This is a genomic window from Erysipelatoclostridium sp. MSK.7.34 (assembly GCF_019041935.1).
Lineage (GTDB): Bacteria > Bacillota_I > Bacilli_A > Erysipelotrichales > Coprobacillaceae > Thomasclavelia > Thomasclavelia ramosa.
Genome location: NZ_JAHPYJ010000005.1, coordinates 1 through 19227, shown reverse-complemented (window position 1 = coordinate 19227; position 19227 = coordinate 1). Strand labels below are relative to the sequence as shown.

The window sequence follows — 19227 nt, the reverse complement described above, 5'->3', positions numbered from 1 at the left end:
GAATATAAGATGAATGAAATTATAATTGCGGCCATTATTGTAGGTGCAATCGGTTTACTTATTGGTATTCTTCTGACAATTGCTAGTGAAAAATTTGCCATTACTGTTAATGAAAAAGAAATTCAAATTCGTGAAGAACTTCCTGGAAATAATTGTGGGGGGTGTGGCTATCCCGGATGTGACGGGCTAGCCAAAGCAATTGTTGCTGGTGAAGCAAAGATCAATCAATGTCCTGTTGGAGGAAAAAGTGTAGCTGACGCCATTGCAATGATCATGGGAGTAGAAAGTGAAGAAACAATGCGAATGACAGCATTTGTTCGTTGCGGTGGTACTTGCGAAAATGCAACGATTCAGTACTTATATCACGGTATCAAAGACTGTAATAACGCAGCCATCGTCCCTGGTGGTGGAGATAAACAATGTAGTCACGGCTGCATGGGATACGGCAGTTGTATCAGAGAATGTGAATATAATGCCATTTCAATTATTGATGGGGTTGCCGTTATCAATCCAGACTTGTGCCAAGCATGTGGTAAATGTCTTAGAGTCTGTCCAAATAATGTAATTACTTTGATTCCATATCAAAAACAGGCAGTAGTAAAATGTAATTCAAATGAACCAGCTCTCCGAGCTCGTAAAAATTGCGCTGTTAGTTGTATTGGCTGTGGTATATGTGCTCGTAATTGTCCTAATAATGCAATTATTATTGAAAACTCTTTAGCACGGATTGATTATACTAAATGTACAAATTGTGGACTTTGCAAAGAAAAATGTCCTCGAAAATGCATTATAACTGCTTAAAATTATATTAATCAAATGAAAAAGGTGACTTTGTGTAGTGAACTTCATTGTATCAAAAAATCACCTTTTTTACTTATCACTTTTCACTTATCATAAAATTACTAATTAATCTACTCTATACTTCATTCTTTTATTATACTTATTTTCCTCTATTAATAAATATGTTCAGTACAGTAATTCTAATTATCATCTCATAAACTACTTTAATTTTTCTCTTGACTTGAAGTAAACTTCAAGATGTATGATATTATCACCTATAAAAAGTATTTTTTATAGTATCTAGTTATATGGGAGGTAAATATGTTTTTAGAAAAAATAGACGATACAAACGATCTTAAAAAATTGAATAGAAAAGAATTAAAAGAACTTGCTAACGAAGTTAGAGCAGCATTGATTAATAAGATTAGTAAAGCCGGCGGACATAGTGGTCCCAATTTAGGGATGGTAGAAATGACAGTAGCTTTACATTATGTTTTTGATTCACCAAATGATAAATTCGTTTTTGATGTTTCCCATCAGTCTTATCCACACAAAATATTGACTGGCAGAAAAGAGGCATTTCTAGATGAAGAACATTTCCATGACGTAACAGGATATACCAACCCACTTGAAAGTGAACATGACATGTTTACAATTGGTCACACTTCTACATCTGTATCACTTGCTCTTGGGTTAGCAATTGGAAGAGATTTGAATAAAAAAGCCGAAAATATTATCGCTATTATTGGCGATGGTTCTTTATCAGGTGGAGAAGCACTAGAAGCTATCGATTATGCAGGCGAATATAATAAAAACTTGATCATTATCGTTAATGACAATGATCAAAGTATTGCCGAAAATCATGGCGGTATTTATCAAACGCTTAAAGAATTACGAGACACTAACGGAACAAGTAATAACAATATATTTACATCATTTGGTCTTGATTATAAATACTTAGATGATGGGCATGATATCGAAAAATTAATTGAATTATTTGAAAGTGTTAAAAATATCGATCACCCTATCGTATTGCATATCCATACAATCAAGGGAAAAGGATTACCATATGCAGAGGTAAACAAGGAAGCTTGGCATGCTGGTGGTCCATTTAATGTTGCTGATGGAACATATAAATTTGTTGATGAAGATGATCAAACCCTATTCAATAGCTTGACTAACTTATTAAATGCAAATAAAAAGGCTATTGTTGTAAATGCCGGTACACCGATGGGGCTAGGATTCATCGAACCTGTAAGAAAAGAATATGTCGAACGTGGACAATTTATTGATGTTGGCATTGCTGAAGAAAATGCTATGGCAATGATTAGCGGGATTGCTAAAAATGGCGGAATACCTGTCTTTGGAACTTTTGCTCCTTTTTTACAACGTACATATGATCAGCTATCTCACGATTTATGCCTGAACAATAATCCAGCAACAATTCTTGTTCTATCCGCTGGAGTCTATGGGATGAATTCAAATACTCATATAGCTTTATGTGATATTGCAATGTTTGCACATATTCCAAATTTAATCTATTTAGCGCCGACAACTAAAGAAGAGTATTTACAAATGTTTAAATATGCAACTACCCAAAAAGATCATCCAATTGCAATCAGAGTCCCAGTACAAATGATTGAAAGTGGTCAAGAAGACACAACTGATTACTCTATCCATAATAAATCTCAAATCGTTCAACAAGGTAATGATATTGCTATTATCGGAGTAAGTAATCTGCTTCCATTAGCCTTAAAAACAGCTCAAAAATACAAAGAGGATACCGGTAAAAATATCACTGTAATAAATCCAAAATTTCTAACAGGTTTAGATGAAGAATTACTAAATGACTTGACTAATAATCATCGTCTTATTATTACTTTAGAAGATGGTGAATTAGAAGGTGGATATGGGCACAGAATAAGCAGTTTCTACGGTATGACAGAGATGAAAGTCAAGAATTATGGTATCTCCAAGGCCTTTCATACTGATTTTAATGCTGATGAATTATTAGCTCAACATGGTATATCCGTTGATCAATTAGTGACTTATATGAAAAATAGCTAAAAACTATATATTATTGTTTTATATATAATTCTCATTAGTATACAATAAAATTAATAATGTATTTAAAAAAGGCTGTAACGTCTAAAGTGAACTGCAACCTGTCAAGTAGACAATTGAAAAAATATAAAATTTTTCCTGCCGGTAGATTATCTACTGGCAGTTTTTATGCGATTTGCAAATAAATTTTATGTTTTTCGATTCTGATATAATAATGGAATTCTGTTATATCTGTGAGCCGTTTCTCATTTAGTGCATCGGTAGTAAACTCTCGATTAAGTAAATTTTTAGCTATATATTGAGGATTTACAGCCTGTCCTGTACATCCATTAGTAGAGTATTTAATAGTTGATTTGATATTAAGTAGTACGTAGTACTCGTTTATCATTAACATCAATGTCATGATAAGATTCTAGATCATCTCTAATTCTTCATTATCCTCTATCTGGTGACTCTGTATGGAGCTTTTCAATCTCATCAGTAATCCGTCTGTTTTTTTGTTCGTTTTCAGAGCTTTCTCTGTACAACCTCCAAATGCAGTTTTTCTTCCTTTTGTCATAATAGTGTGTTCTCCTATTTCAGATGATTTTAACTCTTCATGATTATTATACTTCTTTATCCAGAGTTGTAACTTCAATCTTGGACAAATTCCGTATTTTTTACAAATATCATCCAAGGAACCACGACCATCTAAATAATCTAAAACAGCTTGCTGACACCAAACATAGATACAATTCGATTTTGGCTTTCTTTTCCATCTAGATACAAATTTACAGCATATACCTTATCCTCAATGGATATTTTTCTTTTAGACATAAAATATGCTTCCTCCTAAGTGACAAGTTTTTATTATTTCACTTGTCTCCCCAGAAAGAAGCATATCAATTTTAATGCGTTACAGTCTCTTTTATTTATAACTATTTAACAACAATATTGACAATTTTATTTTTTACAACAATCACTTTTACAATATTTTTACCCTCAGTATGAGCTTTAACATTTTCTTGTTCAAACGCAATTTCCTTCACAGCTTCATCATCAGTATCTTTAGTCACTTGAATCTTGGCTCTAAGTTTCCCGTTAACTTGAACACCCATTTCAACTGTCTCGCTCACTAACATATTTTCATCATATGTTGGCCAAGTTTCATATGCAATCGAACTATCATGTCCCAACATTTGCCACATTTCTTCACAAATATGAGGAGCAATGCAAGAAAGCATTTTGATAAAATTAAATGCATACTCTTTATATACTGTCTCTGCTTTATAGCATTCATTAATGAAGATCATCATTTGTGAAATAGCAGTATTAAATCCTAATGTTTCAAAATCATCTGTAACCTTTTTAACTGTTTGATGATATACACGGTCAAGACTATGATCATTTTCATCACTTAATTTATCTTGTTCGATAAATAAACGATATACCCGATCTAACCATTTACGTGAACCATCTAATCCATTTGTTGACCAAGGAAGAGCAGCTTCCAATGGTCCCATAAACATCTCATATAATCTTAATGAATCTGCACCATGAGAAGCAACAATATCATCAGGATTAACAACATTACCACGTGATTTAGACATTTTTTCATTATTATCTCCAAGAATCATTCCTTGATGGAATAATCTTTGCCATGGCTCTTTACATTTCACTACTCCAGCATCATACAATACTTTATGCCAAAAACGAGAATATAGTAAGTGTAATACAGCATGCTCAGCACCACCTACATACAAATCAACAGGCAACCACTTTTCTAACAATTTAGGATCACAAATAACTTCACTATTATGTGGATCAATATAGCGAATATAGTACCAGCAAGATCCTGCCCATTGAGGCATTGTATTAGTTTCACGACGACCTTTTTGACCATCAATCTCTACTTCCAACCAATCTTCACAGTTAGCTAATGGTGATTCACCACTATCATGGGGTTGAAAATTCTTAGTAGCTGGCAATTCTAATGGTAATTCTTCAACCGGAACGGTTCTCATTGTTCCATCTTCCATATGTACGATTGGAATTGGCTCACCCCAATAACGTTGACGAGAAAATAACCAGTCTCTTAACTTATAAGAAATTTTCTTTTCTCCACACTTATGCTCTTCTAACCAGGCAATCATCTTATCAATCGCTTCTTGTTTTCCTAGTCCATCTAACCATTGAGAATTAATATGTAATCCATCTTCAGTATAAGCGGCTTCTTCAATATTTCCGCCTTCTAAAACAGGTATGATCTCAATTCCAAACTTTTTAGCAAATTCCCAATCGCGATCATCATGTGCTGGTACTGCCATAATTGCACCAGTTCCATAACTTGCTAGTACATAATCAGAAATCCAGATAGGAATTTTCTTACCATTAACAGGATTAATTGCATACGCTCCTGTAAAAACACCTGTTTTATCTTTGTTTAGTTCAGTTCTTTCTAAATCTGATTTACTTGCACAAATTTCTTTATAAGCTTCAATAGCTTCTTTTTGTTCCAATGTAGTAATTTCAGCTACATATGGATGCTCAGGTGCCATAACACAATAAGTTGCACCAAATAAAGTGTCGCAACGAGTTGTAAAGACTGTAAATATTTTATCTGTTCCATCAATCCTAAAATCAACATTAGCTCCAACTGATTTTCCAATCCAATTTCGCTGCATTTGTTTTGTTGCTTCAGGCCAATCAAGATCATCTAAATCTTCAAGCAATCTTTCAGCATATTCAGTAATTTTTAAAACCCATTGCCGCATCGGCTTACGGATAACCGGATATCCCCCACGTTCACTTTTTCCATCAATAACTTCTTCATTTGCTAAAACAGCTTTAAGTTCTGGACACCAGTTTACAGGAATTTCATCTACATAAGCAAGACCGGCATCATAAAGTTTTGTAAAAATCCATTGTGTCCATTTATAATATTCAGGATCACTAGTTGCGATTTCTCTATCCCAATCATATGAGAAACCTAAAGATTTAATTTGTCCCTTAAATACCTCAATATTCTTTTTAGTAAATTCAGCTGGATGATGTCCTGTTTGAATAGCAAACTGCTCTGCAGGAAGTCCAAATGAATCAAATCCCATTGGATGTAAAACATTGTATCCTTGCATTCTTTTCATTCTTGAAACAATATCTGTTGCAGTATACCCTTCTGGATGCCCTACATGTAAACCATTCCCTGACGGATATGGAAACATATCCACACAATAATATTTTGGTTTACTATCATCGTAGCAGTCTGTTTTAAATGTTTTATGCTCATCCCAATATTTTTGCCATTTCGGCTCGATTTGTTTGTGATCAAACGGCATTTTATAATTCCTCCTTAAAATAAAAAAATCATCCTATCTAAGGACGACTTTTAATCGCGTTACCACCTTAGTTCCAAGTCTAAAAGACCTAGCCCTCAAAACTTTAACGCAGTTAACGACAACGACTACTTAATTCCCCGCTGCATCTCCTAGGTGAGTTCATAACCCGTTTTATCAGTTTCCACCAGCCACTGATTCTCTATAAAAAACGTCAATTACTACTAGTCCTATTCATCGACTTTCAAATACTAGAATATTATAACATAAAAAGGCTGATATGCAACAAATTTTATTACTAATAATTTGGTTGTTTTAATGCTTTAATAGGATCTAACCGGCCTGCCAAAAAGGCGGGAATATAGCTACTGCACAATCCAAAACATAATGCTCCTAAATAGATAGCAATTACTAACTGATAATCAATTTGAATAAACGCTCCTGATAAATCAAGCTGCAGCTCATTTTCAACAAGCTGATTAATTAAATTAACTAATTGATAAAAAAATACATAAGAGCAGATAAACGCTCCACTAATTAAAGTAAAACTTTCTAATAAAACTAAATTCATGATCTGTAATTTACTCGCACCCATACATTTAAAAATACCGATATCTTTTGTTTTTTCTATAACAGACAAATATAACACTTCCCCAATTAAGAAACATGCTGCTACTATAGCCAATAAAGAAAATAGTAAAAGAACTCTTTGAATTTGTAACATAAATGTATCTATTCTTTCATTAATATTTTCTCCTGCAACTTTAAATTCAAATTGACTATACTGATCTTCTAAATCCATTAAAAGATCATCAAGATCCGCTTTGCTATTTAAATTGATCATAGCTAATTGAAACAATAATCGTTTCTTATCAATCGCAAAAGCTTGGCTAATATGATCGAGATTAGCTAATTCATTAATATAGATTGTGTCAAAAGCAGTTACATCTTTCCCTATTCCAACAACAGTGAGTGAGACTCCTTTAATTTGATCGTCCTTTAAATAATATCCATATAATTGTTGATTCAATAATTTTTGATAATCAGGATTAAGATGTGTTGCCGTTGTTTTTGATAAAACTATTTCATTACTATTTTTTGTTTCACGTCCTATTTCCAAATTCCTACTTTTTATTGGTTTAGTCATATCACTGATATAGATTGTTTTTTCAACTTCATAATCACTTTGCAGTGATACTCCCATAAATTCATAATCGGCTGGTTCCCCATAGATAAATTCATTCATATCTAAATTTGATAATGAAAATAACTCATGATAACTAAGTAATTTTTTATGTACATTCTGAATCGAAATTAGTTGATTTGGAAATATAGAATCAAGCTGTCTTTTTATTTGGGTTTGTAATGATCCACTCAGTGTAAAGGTAATCATAATACAAATCAAAGCTACTGTAATACCAGATGATATTTTTAAATTTCTACCCAAATTAGCACGATATTGTAACAATGCCAGTTGATATAATTTTAATGGTGAATGCTGTTTGACTAAACGCGAATAAAAATGATTATTTTTATCCCGGCGATACTTCCCAATCAATTGTCCATTTTGCATAGAAAAGCATTGATCAGCATATTGATAAGCTAATTGCTCATTGTGCGTTATAACAATGACAAGTCGTTCCTTAGCTTCTGCATGTAATAATTCAAAAACCATCTTTGCATTTTTATCATCTAGAGAACCTGTTGGCTCATCACACAATAAAATATCAACATTTTTAATCATCGCCCGAAGTAATGCAACCCGTTGTTTTTGTCCACCAGATAAGATTTTGACCCTTTTTTTATTCAGTTTTCGGAGTTCTAATTTTTCTTCTTGATCTTCAACTGCTCTTTTATATGAAATTTTAGTAAAAAATTTTGCTAACAAATAATTTTCTTTGACATTTAGCCAATTAATTAAATTGAAATCCTGAAAAATAAAACCAATATGCCTACGACAATACTTTTTAATTTTTCGAATATCTTGATGATCAAATAATATTTCTCCTTCATAATCTTGATCTATTCCACCAATTAGATTTAATAATGTTGTTTTTCCGCATCCAGAATTTCCTACTATTATGATCAATCCCGTACTTGGTAATATTATGTTTAAATTTTTAATAATAGTTTCATCATATCTTTTAGTTAAATTTTTAATTTCCAGCATTTTAGTTCTCCTTTAACAATATGCTAATATCCATTCTGTTTATTTTAAGACTAGCTTGTAACCCTGCTAAATAACATGCAATTATATAAATAACAATCAACACTACATATAAATCATATTTTGTAAAAATATATTTCGGTAAGACAAACAACCTTGGAATGTTAAATAAATAATCACTTAAATCAAATAGCTCAATTAATCTTAATACGCCCATTGCTAAGATTGCTCCCGCACTTCCAATCAGCCCTCCTATCAAAATTGCTTCACGACAAAATAAATTAATTGCTTTACCTTTACCAAGACCATTAGCCAATAAAAGACTAGTATCTCTTTTTCGTTCAATAAAAATTGTTTTAAGAATAACTGAAATTAAAATTAATGAAATAGCAAAACTAATTACAATAAATAAGAAAATCACAAATCTAGTGATATCAAAAATTGATCGATAGTTGTCAATATAATCACCGTGTAGATTAATCAGCAAATAATCTTTTTGATATTCTTTTATCACAGCATCTACTTGATCACTATGAAATATTAAAACTGTTTTATCCAGGCAATCATCATTTAACTCTTCTTCTAAATACTGTTGTTCTAAATAAAGATTAGTCCCTATATTAATATGATCATTAATGATTCCACTAATAGTAAATTCATATTCATCATCATTAATTTCAAAATTAATTCTCTCACCTATTTTTAATTTATACTTCTTTGCCGTTGTCTGATTAATTAATATTTGATTCTCTTTTGAAGGATATTTCCCAGAAATATAATCTAACTTTTTAGTTTTAAATATCTGATATACCTCAACGTCTAACTCTTCATCATAACTGCTTAAAATTCCATTACTAAATACTAATTTGTAAGCAACATTTGCTATTTTATTATTCTTCTCAAATTTTTTAATTTCTTTGCGTTCAAAGATATTATTAATATAATCATTTTTTGAAACTTCAATAACTCTTTTTAATGGGTCTTCTTCAAATTTTTTTTCTAAATATTGCCATCCACCATTAAAAGCACTTAATAATAAAACAAAAGCTAGAATAATAAATATTTGTGATACAAACATCATTATTATCTTTTTAAATTGATATTTGAGTTGCCTTTTACAATAAAAAAGCAGTCGACCTGGCTGCTTTTTTATGATTATTGGTGAATATTTATGATATCGTTCATTACTAAAATTATAATAATTCTTTTTTTTATCAAGATCTACAATCATTTTTGTATATTGTTTAATTAATCGAGAATTATGCGAAATAACAATCACTAAATGCTCCTTGGCATACCTTTTTAAAAGTCTCATCACTTCAATACTTAATTTATCATTTAATGCTCCAGTTGGTTCATCTGCTAAAAGAATTGGTGTATTACACAAGAAAGCTCGAACCAATCCAATTCGCTGCTTTTGACCACCCGATAGTTCATCGGGATATCTTTCCAACAATTCAACTACTTTTAAAGTTCGACAATATTCCTCCAATTGACCAGACACTTGCTTTAAATCAATACCTTTTATTTTTGTAATTAAGATTAAATTCTCTTTTATTGTTAAAGCATTGAACATAACTAATATAATCACGTTGATACATTCTAATTTGTTGATAGTTGAGCCTATGCCCATCAATTAATACCTGACCATTGCATGGACGCTCAATTCCCGCAATAATGTTTAACAAAGTTGATTTCCCTGTACCACTTTGACCAATGATTCCTATCATCCCTCTACTTGGAAATTTAATTGTTAGATCATCAATAACGCGTTGTCTCTTTTTTCCATACTTATAAAATTTAGTAATATTAATAAGTTGTAATGCCATAACGTCCTCCTTATGTTATAATAGCAATGGTGATAAAATGAACTTATTTAAATATAGTGATGATAATAAACGCTATCATACTTTTAATTATTATCTGAAAAATAAATATCAAAGTAAAGTTGCCAAAGTTAGTTTGAATGCGGGCTTTACTTGTCCAAATCGCGACGGTACTAAAGGCACGGGCGGCTGTATTTTTTGTAGCAGCACTGGTTCAGGTGATTTTGCCGGAAATATCCAGGATTCATTAGAAATACAATTTAGTAATGTTAGTTTGCTTCTTCAAAATAAATGGCCAAATTGTAAATATATTGCTTATTTTCAAGCCAATACTAATACATACGGCCCATTAAAAAAAATCAAAGCTTGTATCGAGCCATTTATCAATAAAAAAAATGTGGTTGCAATCAGCATCGCAACTCGGCCAGACTGCTTGGAAACCGATGTTTTAAATTATTTAGCAGAAGTTAATAATCGCTGCGATTTATGGGTCGAATTAGGTTTACAGACCATTCACGATCAAACAGGTGAACTAATCAATCGTGGCCATAATTATCAAGACTTCCTAGACGGCTTGAATAAATTACGAAAATTAAAAATTAATGTCTGTGTACATATTATCAATGGTCTACCTGGTGAAACATATGAAATGATGCTTGAAACAGCAAAGGCGGTTGGGCAGTTGGACATTCAAGCCTTAAAGATCCATATGCTTTATGTCATTGAAAAAACAAAATTACATCAGTTATATTTACAACAGCCTTTTAAAATCCTGAGTCGTGACGAATATATTGATTTAGTTGTCAAACAATTAAGTTACATCCCAGAAAATATTGTTATTGAAAGATTAACCGGAGATGGAAATATTTCAGATTTAGTCGCTCCCTTATGGTCAATTCGTAAAGTAACTATCTTAAATGATATTGATAAATTAATGGTTGCTAAAGATTATTATCAAGGTTGTAAAATAAAAAAGCCCATTTAGGGCTTTTTCTATTATTCAATTATTAATTACTAGTTTCAATTAAACCATAATCACCATCATTACGACGATATACGATACTAATTGAATCACTTTCAACATCACGATAAACGAAGAATGAATGACCAATCAATTCCATTTGCATGATTGCTTCTTCCATATCCATTGGTTTAGGGGTAATTGACTTAACCTTTACCAAGACATCTTCTTCAGATTCAACATCTTCAATTGAAGATAGGTTGAACGCAAGTTTATTATCTTTTGATTTACGACTTAGTCTAGTTTTGTACTTTCTGATTTGTCCTTCTAATTTGTCAACAACTAGATCCATAGCATTATATAGATCATCATCTACGACCTCTGCTCTTAAAAGTACATATTCAGTAGGAATCGTAACTTCAAGTTTTTGTCCATAAGGATAAACTCGACATAAAACTTTTGCTTCAACATTGTCACTTACGATGAAATACTTATCTAATTTAGATAGTTTTTCTGAAATCTTTGCTTCGATAGCCTCTGTGATTTCAATGTTTTTTCCTCTTACTGAGATTTTCATAAGAATTCCTCCTTTGTATAAACATATTATACAATATATATTTGTAAAATAACACTCAAATTATTGATAAAATTTCCCTAAATTTAACATAAACAAAAAACACTCGAATAAATCGAGCATTTTTATCTATAAATATTTTTTTAGAATTTCTACTTTATCTAACTCTTCCCATGGAAGATTGTTATCCCCACGACCAAAGTGTCCATAAGCAGCTGTTTTTAGATACAATGGTTGACGTAAATCTAACGTTTTAATGATTCCTCCTGGAGTTAAATCAAAGTTATCTCTGATTGCTTTTAGGATTATATCATGGTCAACATGTTCAGTTCCATACGTCTCAATAAAAATTGAAGTAGGTTCTTTAACTCCAATAGCATAAGAAACCTGAATTTCTAATTTATCACAAAGATTTGCCGCAACAATATTTTTAGCAATATAACGCAACATATAGGCAGCTGAACGGTCAACTTTGGATGGATCCTTTCCACTAAAAGCCCCACCACCATGGCGAGCAGCCCCACCATATGTATCAACAATAATCTTTCGCCCAGTTAAGCCAGTATCACCATGCGGTCCTCCAATAACAAAGCGACCAGTTGGATTGATCAGCACTTTATAATCAGTGTTTAAATTATATTTTCTTACAACTGCATCCATTATTTCTTCTTTAATATAACGTTTGAATTCAGTTTCATCAAAATCAGGATCGTGCTGAATCGACATTAAAATAGTATCAATTTTAGGAGTACTTTCGGTATAATCAATCGTTACTTGAGCTTTCATATCAGGACGGGCTGACTTAAATTCTCCAGTATCCTTTTTTTCAGTTGCATAACGAACCAAATGATGAGCAATTGAAATCGGCAAAGGCATATACCCTTTTGTTTCTTTACAGGCGTAACCAAACATGATTCCTTGATCCCCCGCTCCTCCAACTTCATCATTTGTTCCTAAAGCAATATCAGGAGACTGTAAATCCATTACTACCTGAACCTTGCAAGTCCGATAATCGATTCCTTTATCGCTATCATCATATCCAATGTCCTTTAAAACATCTCGAGCTACCTGCTCATAGTTAACTTCTGCAGTAGTTGTGATTTCTCCACCAATAACTACCAGATCAGTAGTAGCAAAAACTTCACAGGCCACACGTGAATTAGGATCTTCTTTTAAGCACGCATCAAGGATAGCATCACTAATTTGATCACAAACTTTATCAGGATGCCCTTTTGAAACTGATTCAGAGGTAAATAATACTTTTTCTTTCATTTTTCTTTCTCCTTCTACAAATAAAAAAGCTTCCTAAAGAGAAAGCATACATAGTTAGGAAGCCTTCTCTCATTGTTCAAGTATAAACTTGCTCAGTTAGGCACCTTCTAATTTAATATAGGGTTGCCACTACATCATCGATCTTCATCTAGTAGTTCTTAATAAGAGTCTTTTTTATTTATTTGTTCTATTTCTTCTTTAGTTAGTGACGTTATTACCTCAATAATATCGTCATCGAGTCCAATATCTAATAAGATACTGGCAATCATTTTTTGTTGCCTTACATTCTTCATATTATCACCTTAACTTAGTTTGCATAAATTAAAAAATAATATTCCTTAAAACAACAAATACATAATAATATATCTAAGACATTATTGCAAGCAATTTATTAGATACTAATATTTTAGCATGGAATGAATCTTTTTTTGTCTCAACTTTGTTTTAAATTAATACTCAGTTCCTTCTAAAATATTTTGCACTCCTAAAACTCCTGGTACTTCTTCCATTAAGATTTGCTCAACACCATCCTTTAAAGTTTCATCTAACATTGAACAACCCGCACAGGCACCTAACATCTTCACATAAACAATGCCATCTTTAAAATCTATTAATTCGATGTCACCACCATCACGATTTAAGTACGGTCTTAATTTGTTAATTACTTTTTCTACTTCTTCAATTGTACTTGTATTTTCCATTGTCCTTCACTCCTTTAGCACTTATCTATTTTACCACAAAAAAATTATTTTTAAATAAATATACACTTTAATTAAGAAAATTACTAGGATAATATGATTTTAACTAAAAACCATAAAAATCACTTAGATGATCTATATTATAATCGACTAACTGTCGGATGAAAAACACTGTAATGACGGTGTTGTAAAACAAGATACTTAATAAAGACCATTACTACTAAATATCCTATCTTCATCACTATTAATTCTTCATCACTATTAATTGTTTAACTTTTTTATTTTTTTTATATAAAAAAATGACTGTTTTTCTTTTGCAAGAATATATCAGCTATTACGGGATAAAAAATAGTGCATTATTTTTTCATTCTTCTTTTTATTTTGATATAATATATCCGGGAAATGAGTATAAGTCCCAAAACTCTCATTTCTCAAACATGCAAAAGGACATGTAACACAGATAAAGAGCCCCACTAAACTGAGGTTCTTTATCTGTCTGACAAATGTTCTAACTACGTACATATATGCTAAAATTACAAAGCTAGACACAATATTTTAATTTAAATATAAGGATTGATTTCTCACTCATAATGAAGTCAATCTTTTTAATTATGTTTTGATTTTTTGTTCTTAATAACAAAAATATCCCTCTATTTCCTACTCTGTTCTAATGATTCATATTCATAAAATATTTCATTCTTCATAAAAAATCCTCTATGACTTAATTACCAAAACAAAACTTTACTATAATACCTTCGCTTCTATCAAATTTTAGTCTCTCTATTAAATCATTATACTATCTGACCACTACCAAAATTAACAAAAATTTATTGTAAAATATTTTTTATTAGATATTTCAATATTACATTTTAACTTCATTAACTATTCAGCAAAACGAAAAGATAGCGTTTTCAAATTACTATGTTATAATAAAAGAATGATATGTGTGATATAAATGTGATATATCAGGAGGGGTGGTTATGATGAACAATAAAAATACTGCAAAGAAAATGTCGATTAATGAAAATGCTATTTTAGAAAAATATTTAAATACTCTGGCAACTCCAATTAGTAAACACAAACCTGATAAAAAACTCTCATTTATATGGGCAAATGATGCTTTTTATAAAATGACCGGGCATGAAAAAAAAGATTTTAAAATGATTTGGCAGGATTTAAAAACATACTACAAACCTTATACAGATGATTTTATTATTCTTGAAAATCAATTAGCAAAGTTGCAAGAGCATCGTGATTTACATCAAGAATGTATAATCCGAATTCCTTTTAGACATGATGAAATAAAATGGATTAAATTATCTATTTCACTTTCTTTCGAAGTAATAACAATTGCATATAACGATATTAGTAATTTGATCAATACACAGAATACACTCATTTCAACTAAAAATGTATATATAGATAACTTTCAATGGATGATGGCAGAAAATGCCGGAAATGTTTATATCAGTGATATTGACACATATGAACTTCTATATTTAAATAAAGTTGCATGTGAAACGCTTGGTACTAGAGCTGAACAAGCAATAGGGAAAAAGTGTTATGAAATCATACAAGGTAGAAGTTCCCCCTGTCCTTTCTGTACAAATAAATATTTAAAAAAGAATCAAACTTATGAATGGGAGTTTTATAACCCTTTATTAAAAAGAAATTTTATTATCAAGGATCGTATGTTGAATTGGCATGGCCACTCTGCCCGTATTGAGCTTTCCCATGACACTTATAGTACTGAATATAAGCTAGCAAAGAAAGATTAAGAACGAGAAGCAATTTTAAAAACCATTTCTGCCGCGATGGTACGTGTTGATGCAAGGGATTATTCTTCAATTCTCTGGTGCAATGATATTTTTCTTAAAATGATTGGTTATACAAAAGAACAATTTAAAAGTGAACGTTATGAGTTAAAAAGCTATATGCACCCTGAGGACTTAAAAAGAGCCAAGCAGATTGTTCATAAATTAAGAAATTCAAAAGAGAGCGTTGTATTCGAGGGACGAGTCTATACCCGTAATAAAGAAGAACGTATCTGGACACTGACATTATGCTACGTAGATGAAAGGGACAGCTGGGATGGTATCCCTTGTTTTTATAGTATGGGTCTAGATATTACAGATGAAAGACAAAAAATAAAGACATTACAGCATAAAGCAGAAAAAGATGCATTAACTGGGATATACAACCGCTCTGAAACCGAAAATCAAATAAAAAACTTTATTATTGAACATCATGACTCTAAGGGAGCACTCTTCATGATTGACACAGATAATTTTAAACAAATCAATGATACATTGGGACATATTGCTGGAGATATGGTATTAGGTGAAATGGCAACGGCTATGAAAAAGAAAGTACGTGATAGTGATGTCGTTGGTAGAATTGGTGGTGACGAGTTTATTATTTTCATGAAAAATATTACTAGCCACTTAGATGCAGAAAAGAAAGCTGAAGAACTACAAAAAACATTTGCCCATCTATTTGACAAAGAGAAAAGTAAGATTCAGGTAACAAGCAGTATTGGTATCGCTTTATATCCAAAAGATGGACATAATTTTTTGGAATTGTATGCAAATGCTGATAAAGCCCTTTACCAAGCCAAAATCCAAGGCAAGAATACATATATCGTATATAATGAAAAATCTTGTAATCAGCAAAGTATTACCGCATATTCTTCACTAGGTGCAACTATCGATTCACAACAATCTTATAGTGAAACATCTGTTTCATTAGCAGATTACGCCTTTCGTATTCTATTTCAAAACAAAGATTTAAAAACAGCTATTAATCTGATTCTTGAAATTACTGGAAAACGCTATGACGTAAGCCGTGCTTATATTTTCGAAACCATGACAGACAAAGAACATTGCTCCAATACATATGAATGGTGTAATGAAGGGATCACCGCTGTAAAAGAACAACTACAAAATATTTCTTATCATGATATGGATGAATATGAAAGAGTATTCGATGAAAATTCTATCTTCTACTGTCATGATGTCACGTCATTAAGCAAAAAACAAAGACAACTGTTTGAAGCCCAAGGAATTCATTCTACACTACAGTGTGCGTATTATGAGCAGGAAATGATTGCCGGTTTCGTTGGCTTTGATGAATGTACAGGAAAACGAATATGGACAAAAGAAGAGCTTAGAATACTTACTCTCATATCGCAAATTATATCAATCTTTCTAAAGCATAAAGGATTAAGTGACCAAGTATCAAAATTGTAATCTAGTTATTGTTTTAGACTACTAATAAATAAAATATATCAGTAATTTAAAGATATTTAGAAAATAATCTTATATACACAAATAGGCTGGACAATAATTCCAGCCTATTTATATTCATTAATTCTCTAATCGTCTTTTAAAACTAGTAAAGCCATCTTACTTCTACCAGCAAATCATTCATTTCCTTTTCACATAATTTTAGAATAACTATTCTTCTACTACATTCTTTAAATTGTTATTCCTGGTTCTAGATGGCGTAATACTTTATTCTTAGCTTAAATTTAATTTTAACAACCTTAAAAATGTATTCTTTTACTTAATAAAAAAATATACTAAATTTATTGAATCTATTGCCTTATCAATGATTTTTGTATTATTTATAAAAAATGAAATAATTTTATTTATTTTGTGCTATAATATCCACGCAGGGAGTGATTATTAAATGAGCCAAAAGATTAAACGCGGTGATATCATTGATGTCAAAATTACTGGTATCCAGCCATATGGAGCTTTTGCCAGTTTACCAGATAATTCAACAGGATTAATACATATTTCCGAAATATCTGATAAATTCGTTAAAAGCATCGATAGTTTTGTTAAGGTGGGTGAATCAATCAAAGTAAAAGTTATTGATTTTGATCAGGAAACTAACCATGCTAAACTTAGCTTGAAAGCCATTGATAATCGTTATCGTAGACGCAATAAACGTGTTTACTATAAGAATCCTAGACGATTAATCGTTGAAACGCCTAATGGTTTCAAACCATTAGCTCTTGCCATGGAAAAATGGCTTAAACAAGGAATCACGGAGGAAAGTTAAAATGATTACATTAGATTTATCTAAAGCTAAATTAAGCGAGGATTTAGAATCATACAAGGACAAAGTAAAAGAAATCCATGATATGATTCACAACAAAACTGGAGCTGGTAATGATTTTCTTGGGTGGGTTGAATTACCTGAAAATTATGATAAAGCTGAAGTTGAATTAATTAAAGAAACAGCTGCTAGTCTAAGAGAAAAAACAGATGTGTTACTAGTTTGTGGTATTGGGGGATCTTACTTAGGTGCACGTGCAGCAATTGAAGCAATCAACGGATTATATCCAACTAATGATGTTGAAATCATTTATGTAGGAAATACTTTTTCATCAAATTATATTAAACAAGTAGCTGATTATATTAAAGATAAGGATTTTGCTATCAATGTAATTTCTAAATCAGGTACAACTACAGAAACTTCTATCGCATTTAGAATTTTCAAAGAAATGTGCGAAACTAAATACGGTAAAGTTGGAGCTAAAGAAAGAATCGTTGCTACAACAGATAAGGCTAAAGGTGCATTAAAAACTTTGGCTACTGAAGAGGGATATACGACATTTGTAATTCCTGATGATGTTGGTGGCCGTTATTCAGTTTTAACACCAGTAGGATTATTCCCAATCGCAATGGCTGGAATTGATGTAGATGCAATGTTAAAAGGTGCTAAAGATGCGATGGAAAAATACGGTAATGCTGATCTTGATCAAAATGATGCTTATAAATATGGTGTTGCTCGCCAGATTTTACACAAAGCCGGATACCCTGCTGAAATGTTTGTAACTTACGAATTACAACTAGCTATGGTAGCTGAATGGTGGAAACAACTTTACGGTGAATCAGAAGGTAAAGAAGGTAAAGGTATCTTACCTACTAGTGCTACTTTCTCAACTGATTTACATTCTTTAGGACAATTTATCCAAGAAGGTACAAAAGTTCTTTATGAAACAATCATGCAAATTAAAGAACCAGCTGGAGATATCACTATTCCTAGTGATAAAGATGATTTAGATGGTCTTAATTATTTAGCAGGTAAATCTGTAGACTATGTAAATAAAAAAGCTTGTGAAGGAACTGTTGATGCTCATGTTAATACTGGTAATGTACCTAACATTTTGATTACTTTAGATAAAATGGATGCTTATGGTTTTGGTTACATGGTATATTTCTTTGAAATGTCATGTGCTATGTCTGTATATTTACTTGGTGTTAACCCATTTAATCAACCAGGTGTTGAAGTGTACAAAGCAAACATGTTTAAATTACTTGGTAAACCAGGCTATTAATTATTATGACGATCTTTGATCGTCTTTTCATTTGCATAAATATTTAAAATATGGCCAAAATGTAAAAGAAGTGCTTATTATATTAAACTAATTATAAAAAAATTAATTTATTATAATTTTTTTTATTGACTAATTGAAAAGTAAATGATAATATATTTAGGCACCAAGGCACTGGAGGTTTAGCTCAGTTGGGAGAGCATCTGCCTTACAAGCAGAGGGTCAGC

15 protein-coding genes, 1 pseudogene, 1 riboswitch and 1 other annotated feature are annotated in these 19227 nt (G+C 31.5%); of the genes and pseudogenes, 7 read left to right on the top strand and 9 right to left on the bottom strand.

The features are described 5' to 3' along the window. The first annotated feature begins 9 nt into the window (after window positions 1-9). Together KTF99_RS04945 and KTF99_RS04940 are read left to right on the top strand one after the other, a co-directional pair. A complete protein-coding gene (locus KTF99_RS04945) occupies window positions 10-801 on the top strand; it encodes an RnfABCDGE type electron transport complex subunit B (protein ID WP_022007644.1) in 792 nt (263 codons plus the stop codon). Between the two features lie 300 nt (window positions 802-1101). Continuing rightward, window positions 1102-2847: a 1-deoxy-D-xylulose-5-phosphate synthase gene (locus KTF99_RS04940; RefSeq protein WP_008791884.1), complete on the top strand. Its 1746-nt coding sequence runs from the start codon at window positions 1102-1104 to the stop codon at window positions 2845-2847. Window positions 2848-3256: 409 nt separating this feature from the next. Here KTF99_RS04940 and KTF99_RS04935 read toward each other — a convergent pair whose 3' ends face one another. The 5 genes and pseudogenes from KTF99_RS04935 to KTF99_RS17505 all read right to left on the bottom strand — a co-directional run. Further along, window positions 3257-3520, bottom strand: a complete 264-nt coding sequence (locus tag KTF99_RS04935) for a hypothetical protein (protein WP_003538066.1) — start codon at window positions 3518-3520, stop codon at window positions 3257-3259. A 241-nt stretch (window positions 3521-3761) separates the two neighbouring features. Further along, window positions 3762-6158, bottom strand: coding sequence for a leucine--tRNA ligase (leuS, locus tag KTF99_RS04930; protein ID WP_029479799.1), 2397 nt, complete (start codon window positions 6156-6158; stop codon window positions 3762-3764). Between the two features lie 36 nt (window positions 6159-6194). Then, window positions 6195-6402: a binding site (T-box leader), on the bottom strand. A 51-nt stretch (window positions 6403-6453) separates the two neighbouring features. Next, window positions 6454-8325: an ABC transporter ATP-binding protein/permease gene (locus KTF99_RS04925; RefSeq protein ID WP_029479797.1), complete on the bottom strand. Its 1872-nt coding sequence runs from the start codon at window positions 8323-8325 to the stop codon at window positions 6454-6456. 1 nt (window position 8326) lies between these two features. After that, window positions 8327-9400, bottom strand: a complete 1074-nt coding sequence (locus KTF99_RS17510) for an ABC transporter permease (RefSeq protein WP_336244688.1) — start codon at window positions 9398-9400, stop codon at window positions 8327-8329. A 330-nt stretch (window positions 9401-9730) separates the two neighbouring features. Beyond that, window positions 9731-10052 (bottom strand): annotated as a pseudogene (locus KTF99_RS17505) (ATP-binding cassette domain-containing protein); the annotation flags it as partial. A gap of 136 nt (window positions 10053-10188) precedes the next feature. Between KTF99_RS17505 and KTF99_RS04915 the strand changes: the two are divergent. Continuing rightward, window positions 10189-11133, top strand: coding sequence for a TIGR01212 family radical SAM protein (locus tag KTF99_RS04915; protein WP_003538061.1), 945 nt, complete (start codon window positions 10189-10191; stop codon window positions 11131-11133). A gap of 22 nt (window positions 11134-11155) precedes the next feature. Here the strand turns inward: KTF99_RS04915 and hpf are convergent, their stop codons facing one another. The 4 genes from hpf to KTF99_RS04900 form a co-directional block, all read right to left on the bottom strand. After that, window positions 11156-11686 (bottom strand): ribosome hibernation-promoting factor, HPF/YfiA family, encoded by a 531-nt coding sequence (gene hpf, locus KTF99_RS04910; protein WP_003538060.1) that lies wholly within the window; start codon window positions 11684-11686, stop codon window positions 11156-11158. Between the two features lie 126 nt (window positions 11687-11812). Beyond that, window positions 11813-12955, bottom strand: a complete 1143-nt coding sequence (gene metK / locus KTF99_RS04905; protein ID WP_003538059.1) for a methionine adenosyltransferase — start codon at window positions 12953-12955, stop codon at window positions 11813-11815. A 66-nt stretch (window positions 12956-13021) separates the two neighbouring features. Then, a riboswitch (SAM riboswitch) is annotated at window positions 13022-13123 on the bottom strand. Then, a complete protein-coding gene (locus KTF99_RS17370; RefSeq protein ID WP_003538058.1) occupies window positions 13114-13248 on the bottom strand; it encodes a hypothetical protein in 135 nt (44 codons plus the stop codon). Its footprint overlaps the riboswitch before it by 10 nt. Window positions 13249-13404: 156 nt before the next feature. Next, window positions 13405-13656 carry a NifU family protein gene (locus KTF99_RS04900; RefSeq protein WP_003538057.1) on the bottom strand — a complete coding sequence of 84 codons (252 nt, stop codon included), beginning with the start codon at window positions 13654-13656 and terminating at the stop codon, window positions 13405-13407. A 977-nt stretch (window positions 13657-14633) separates the two neighbouring features. On the opposite strand from KTF99_RS04900, the gene KTF99_RS17015 reads away from it, so the two are divergent. From KTF99_RS17015 to KTF99_RS04885, 4 genes are all read left to right on the top strand, one after another. Further along, window positions 14634-15431 carry a PAS domain-containing protein gene (locus KTF99_RS17015; RefSeq protein ID WP_254210092.1) on the top strand — a complete coding sequence of 266 codons (798 nt, stop codon included), beginning with the start codon at window positions 14634-14636 and terminating at the stop codon, window positions 15429-15431. 12 nt (window positions 15432-15443) lie between these two features. Next, complete coding sequence (locus tag KTF99_RS17010; RefSeq protein ID WP_272222515.1) at window positions 15444-16901, top strand: diguanylate cyclase domain-containing protein; 1458 nt, start codon at window positions 15444-15446, stop codon at window positions 16899-16901. 442 nt (window positions 16902-17343) lie between these two features. Continuing rightward, complete coding sequence (locus tag KTF99_RS04890; RefSeq protein WP_003538055.1) at window positions 17344-17721, top strand: CvfD/Ygs/GSP13 family RNA-binding post-transcriptional regulator; 378 nt, start codon at window positions 17344-17346, stop codon at window positions 17719-17721. A gap of 1 nt (window position 17722) precedes the next feature. After that, complete coding sequence (locus KTF99_RS04885) at window positions 17723-19003, top strand: glucose-6-phosphate isomerase (RefSeq protein WP_003538054.1); 1281 nt, start codon at window positions 17723-17725, stop codon at window positions 19001-19003. Window positions 19004-19227 lie beyond the last annotated feature (224 nt).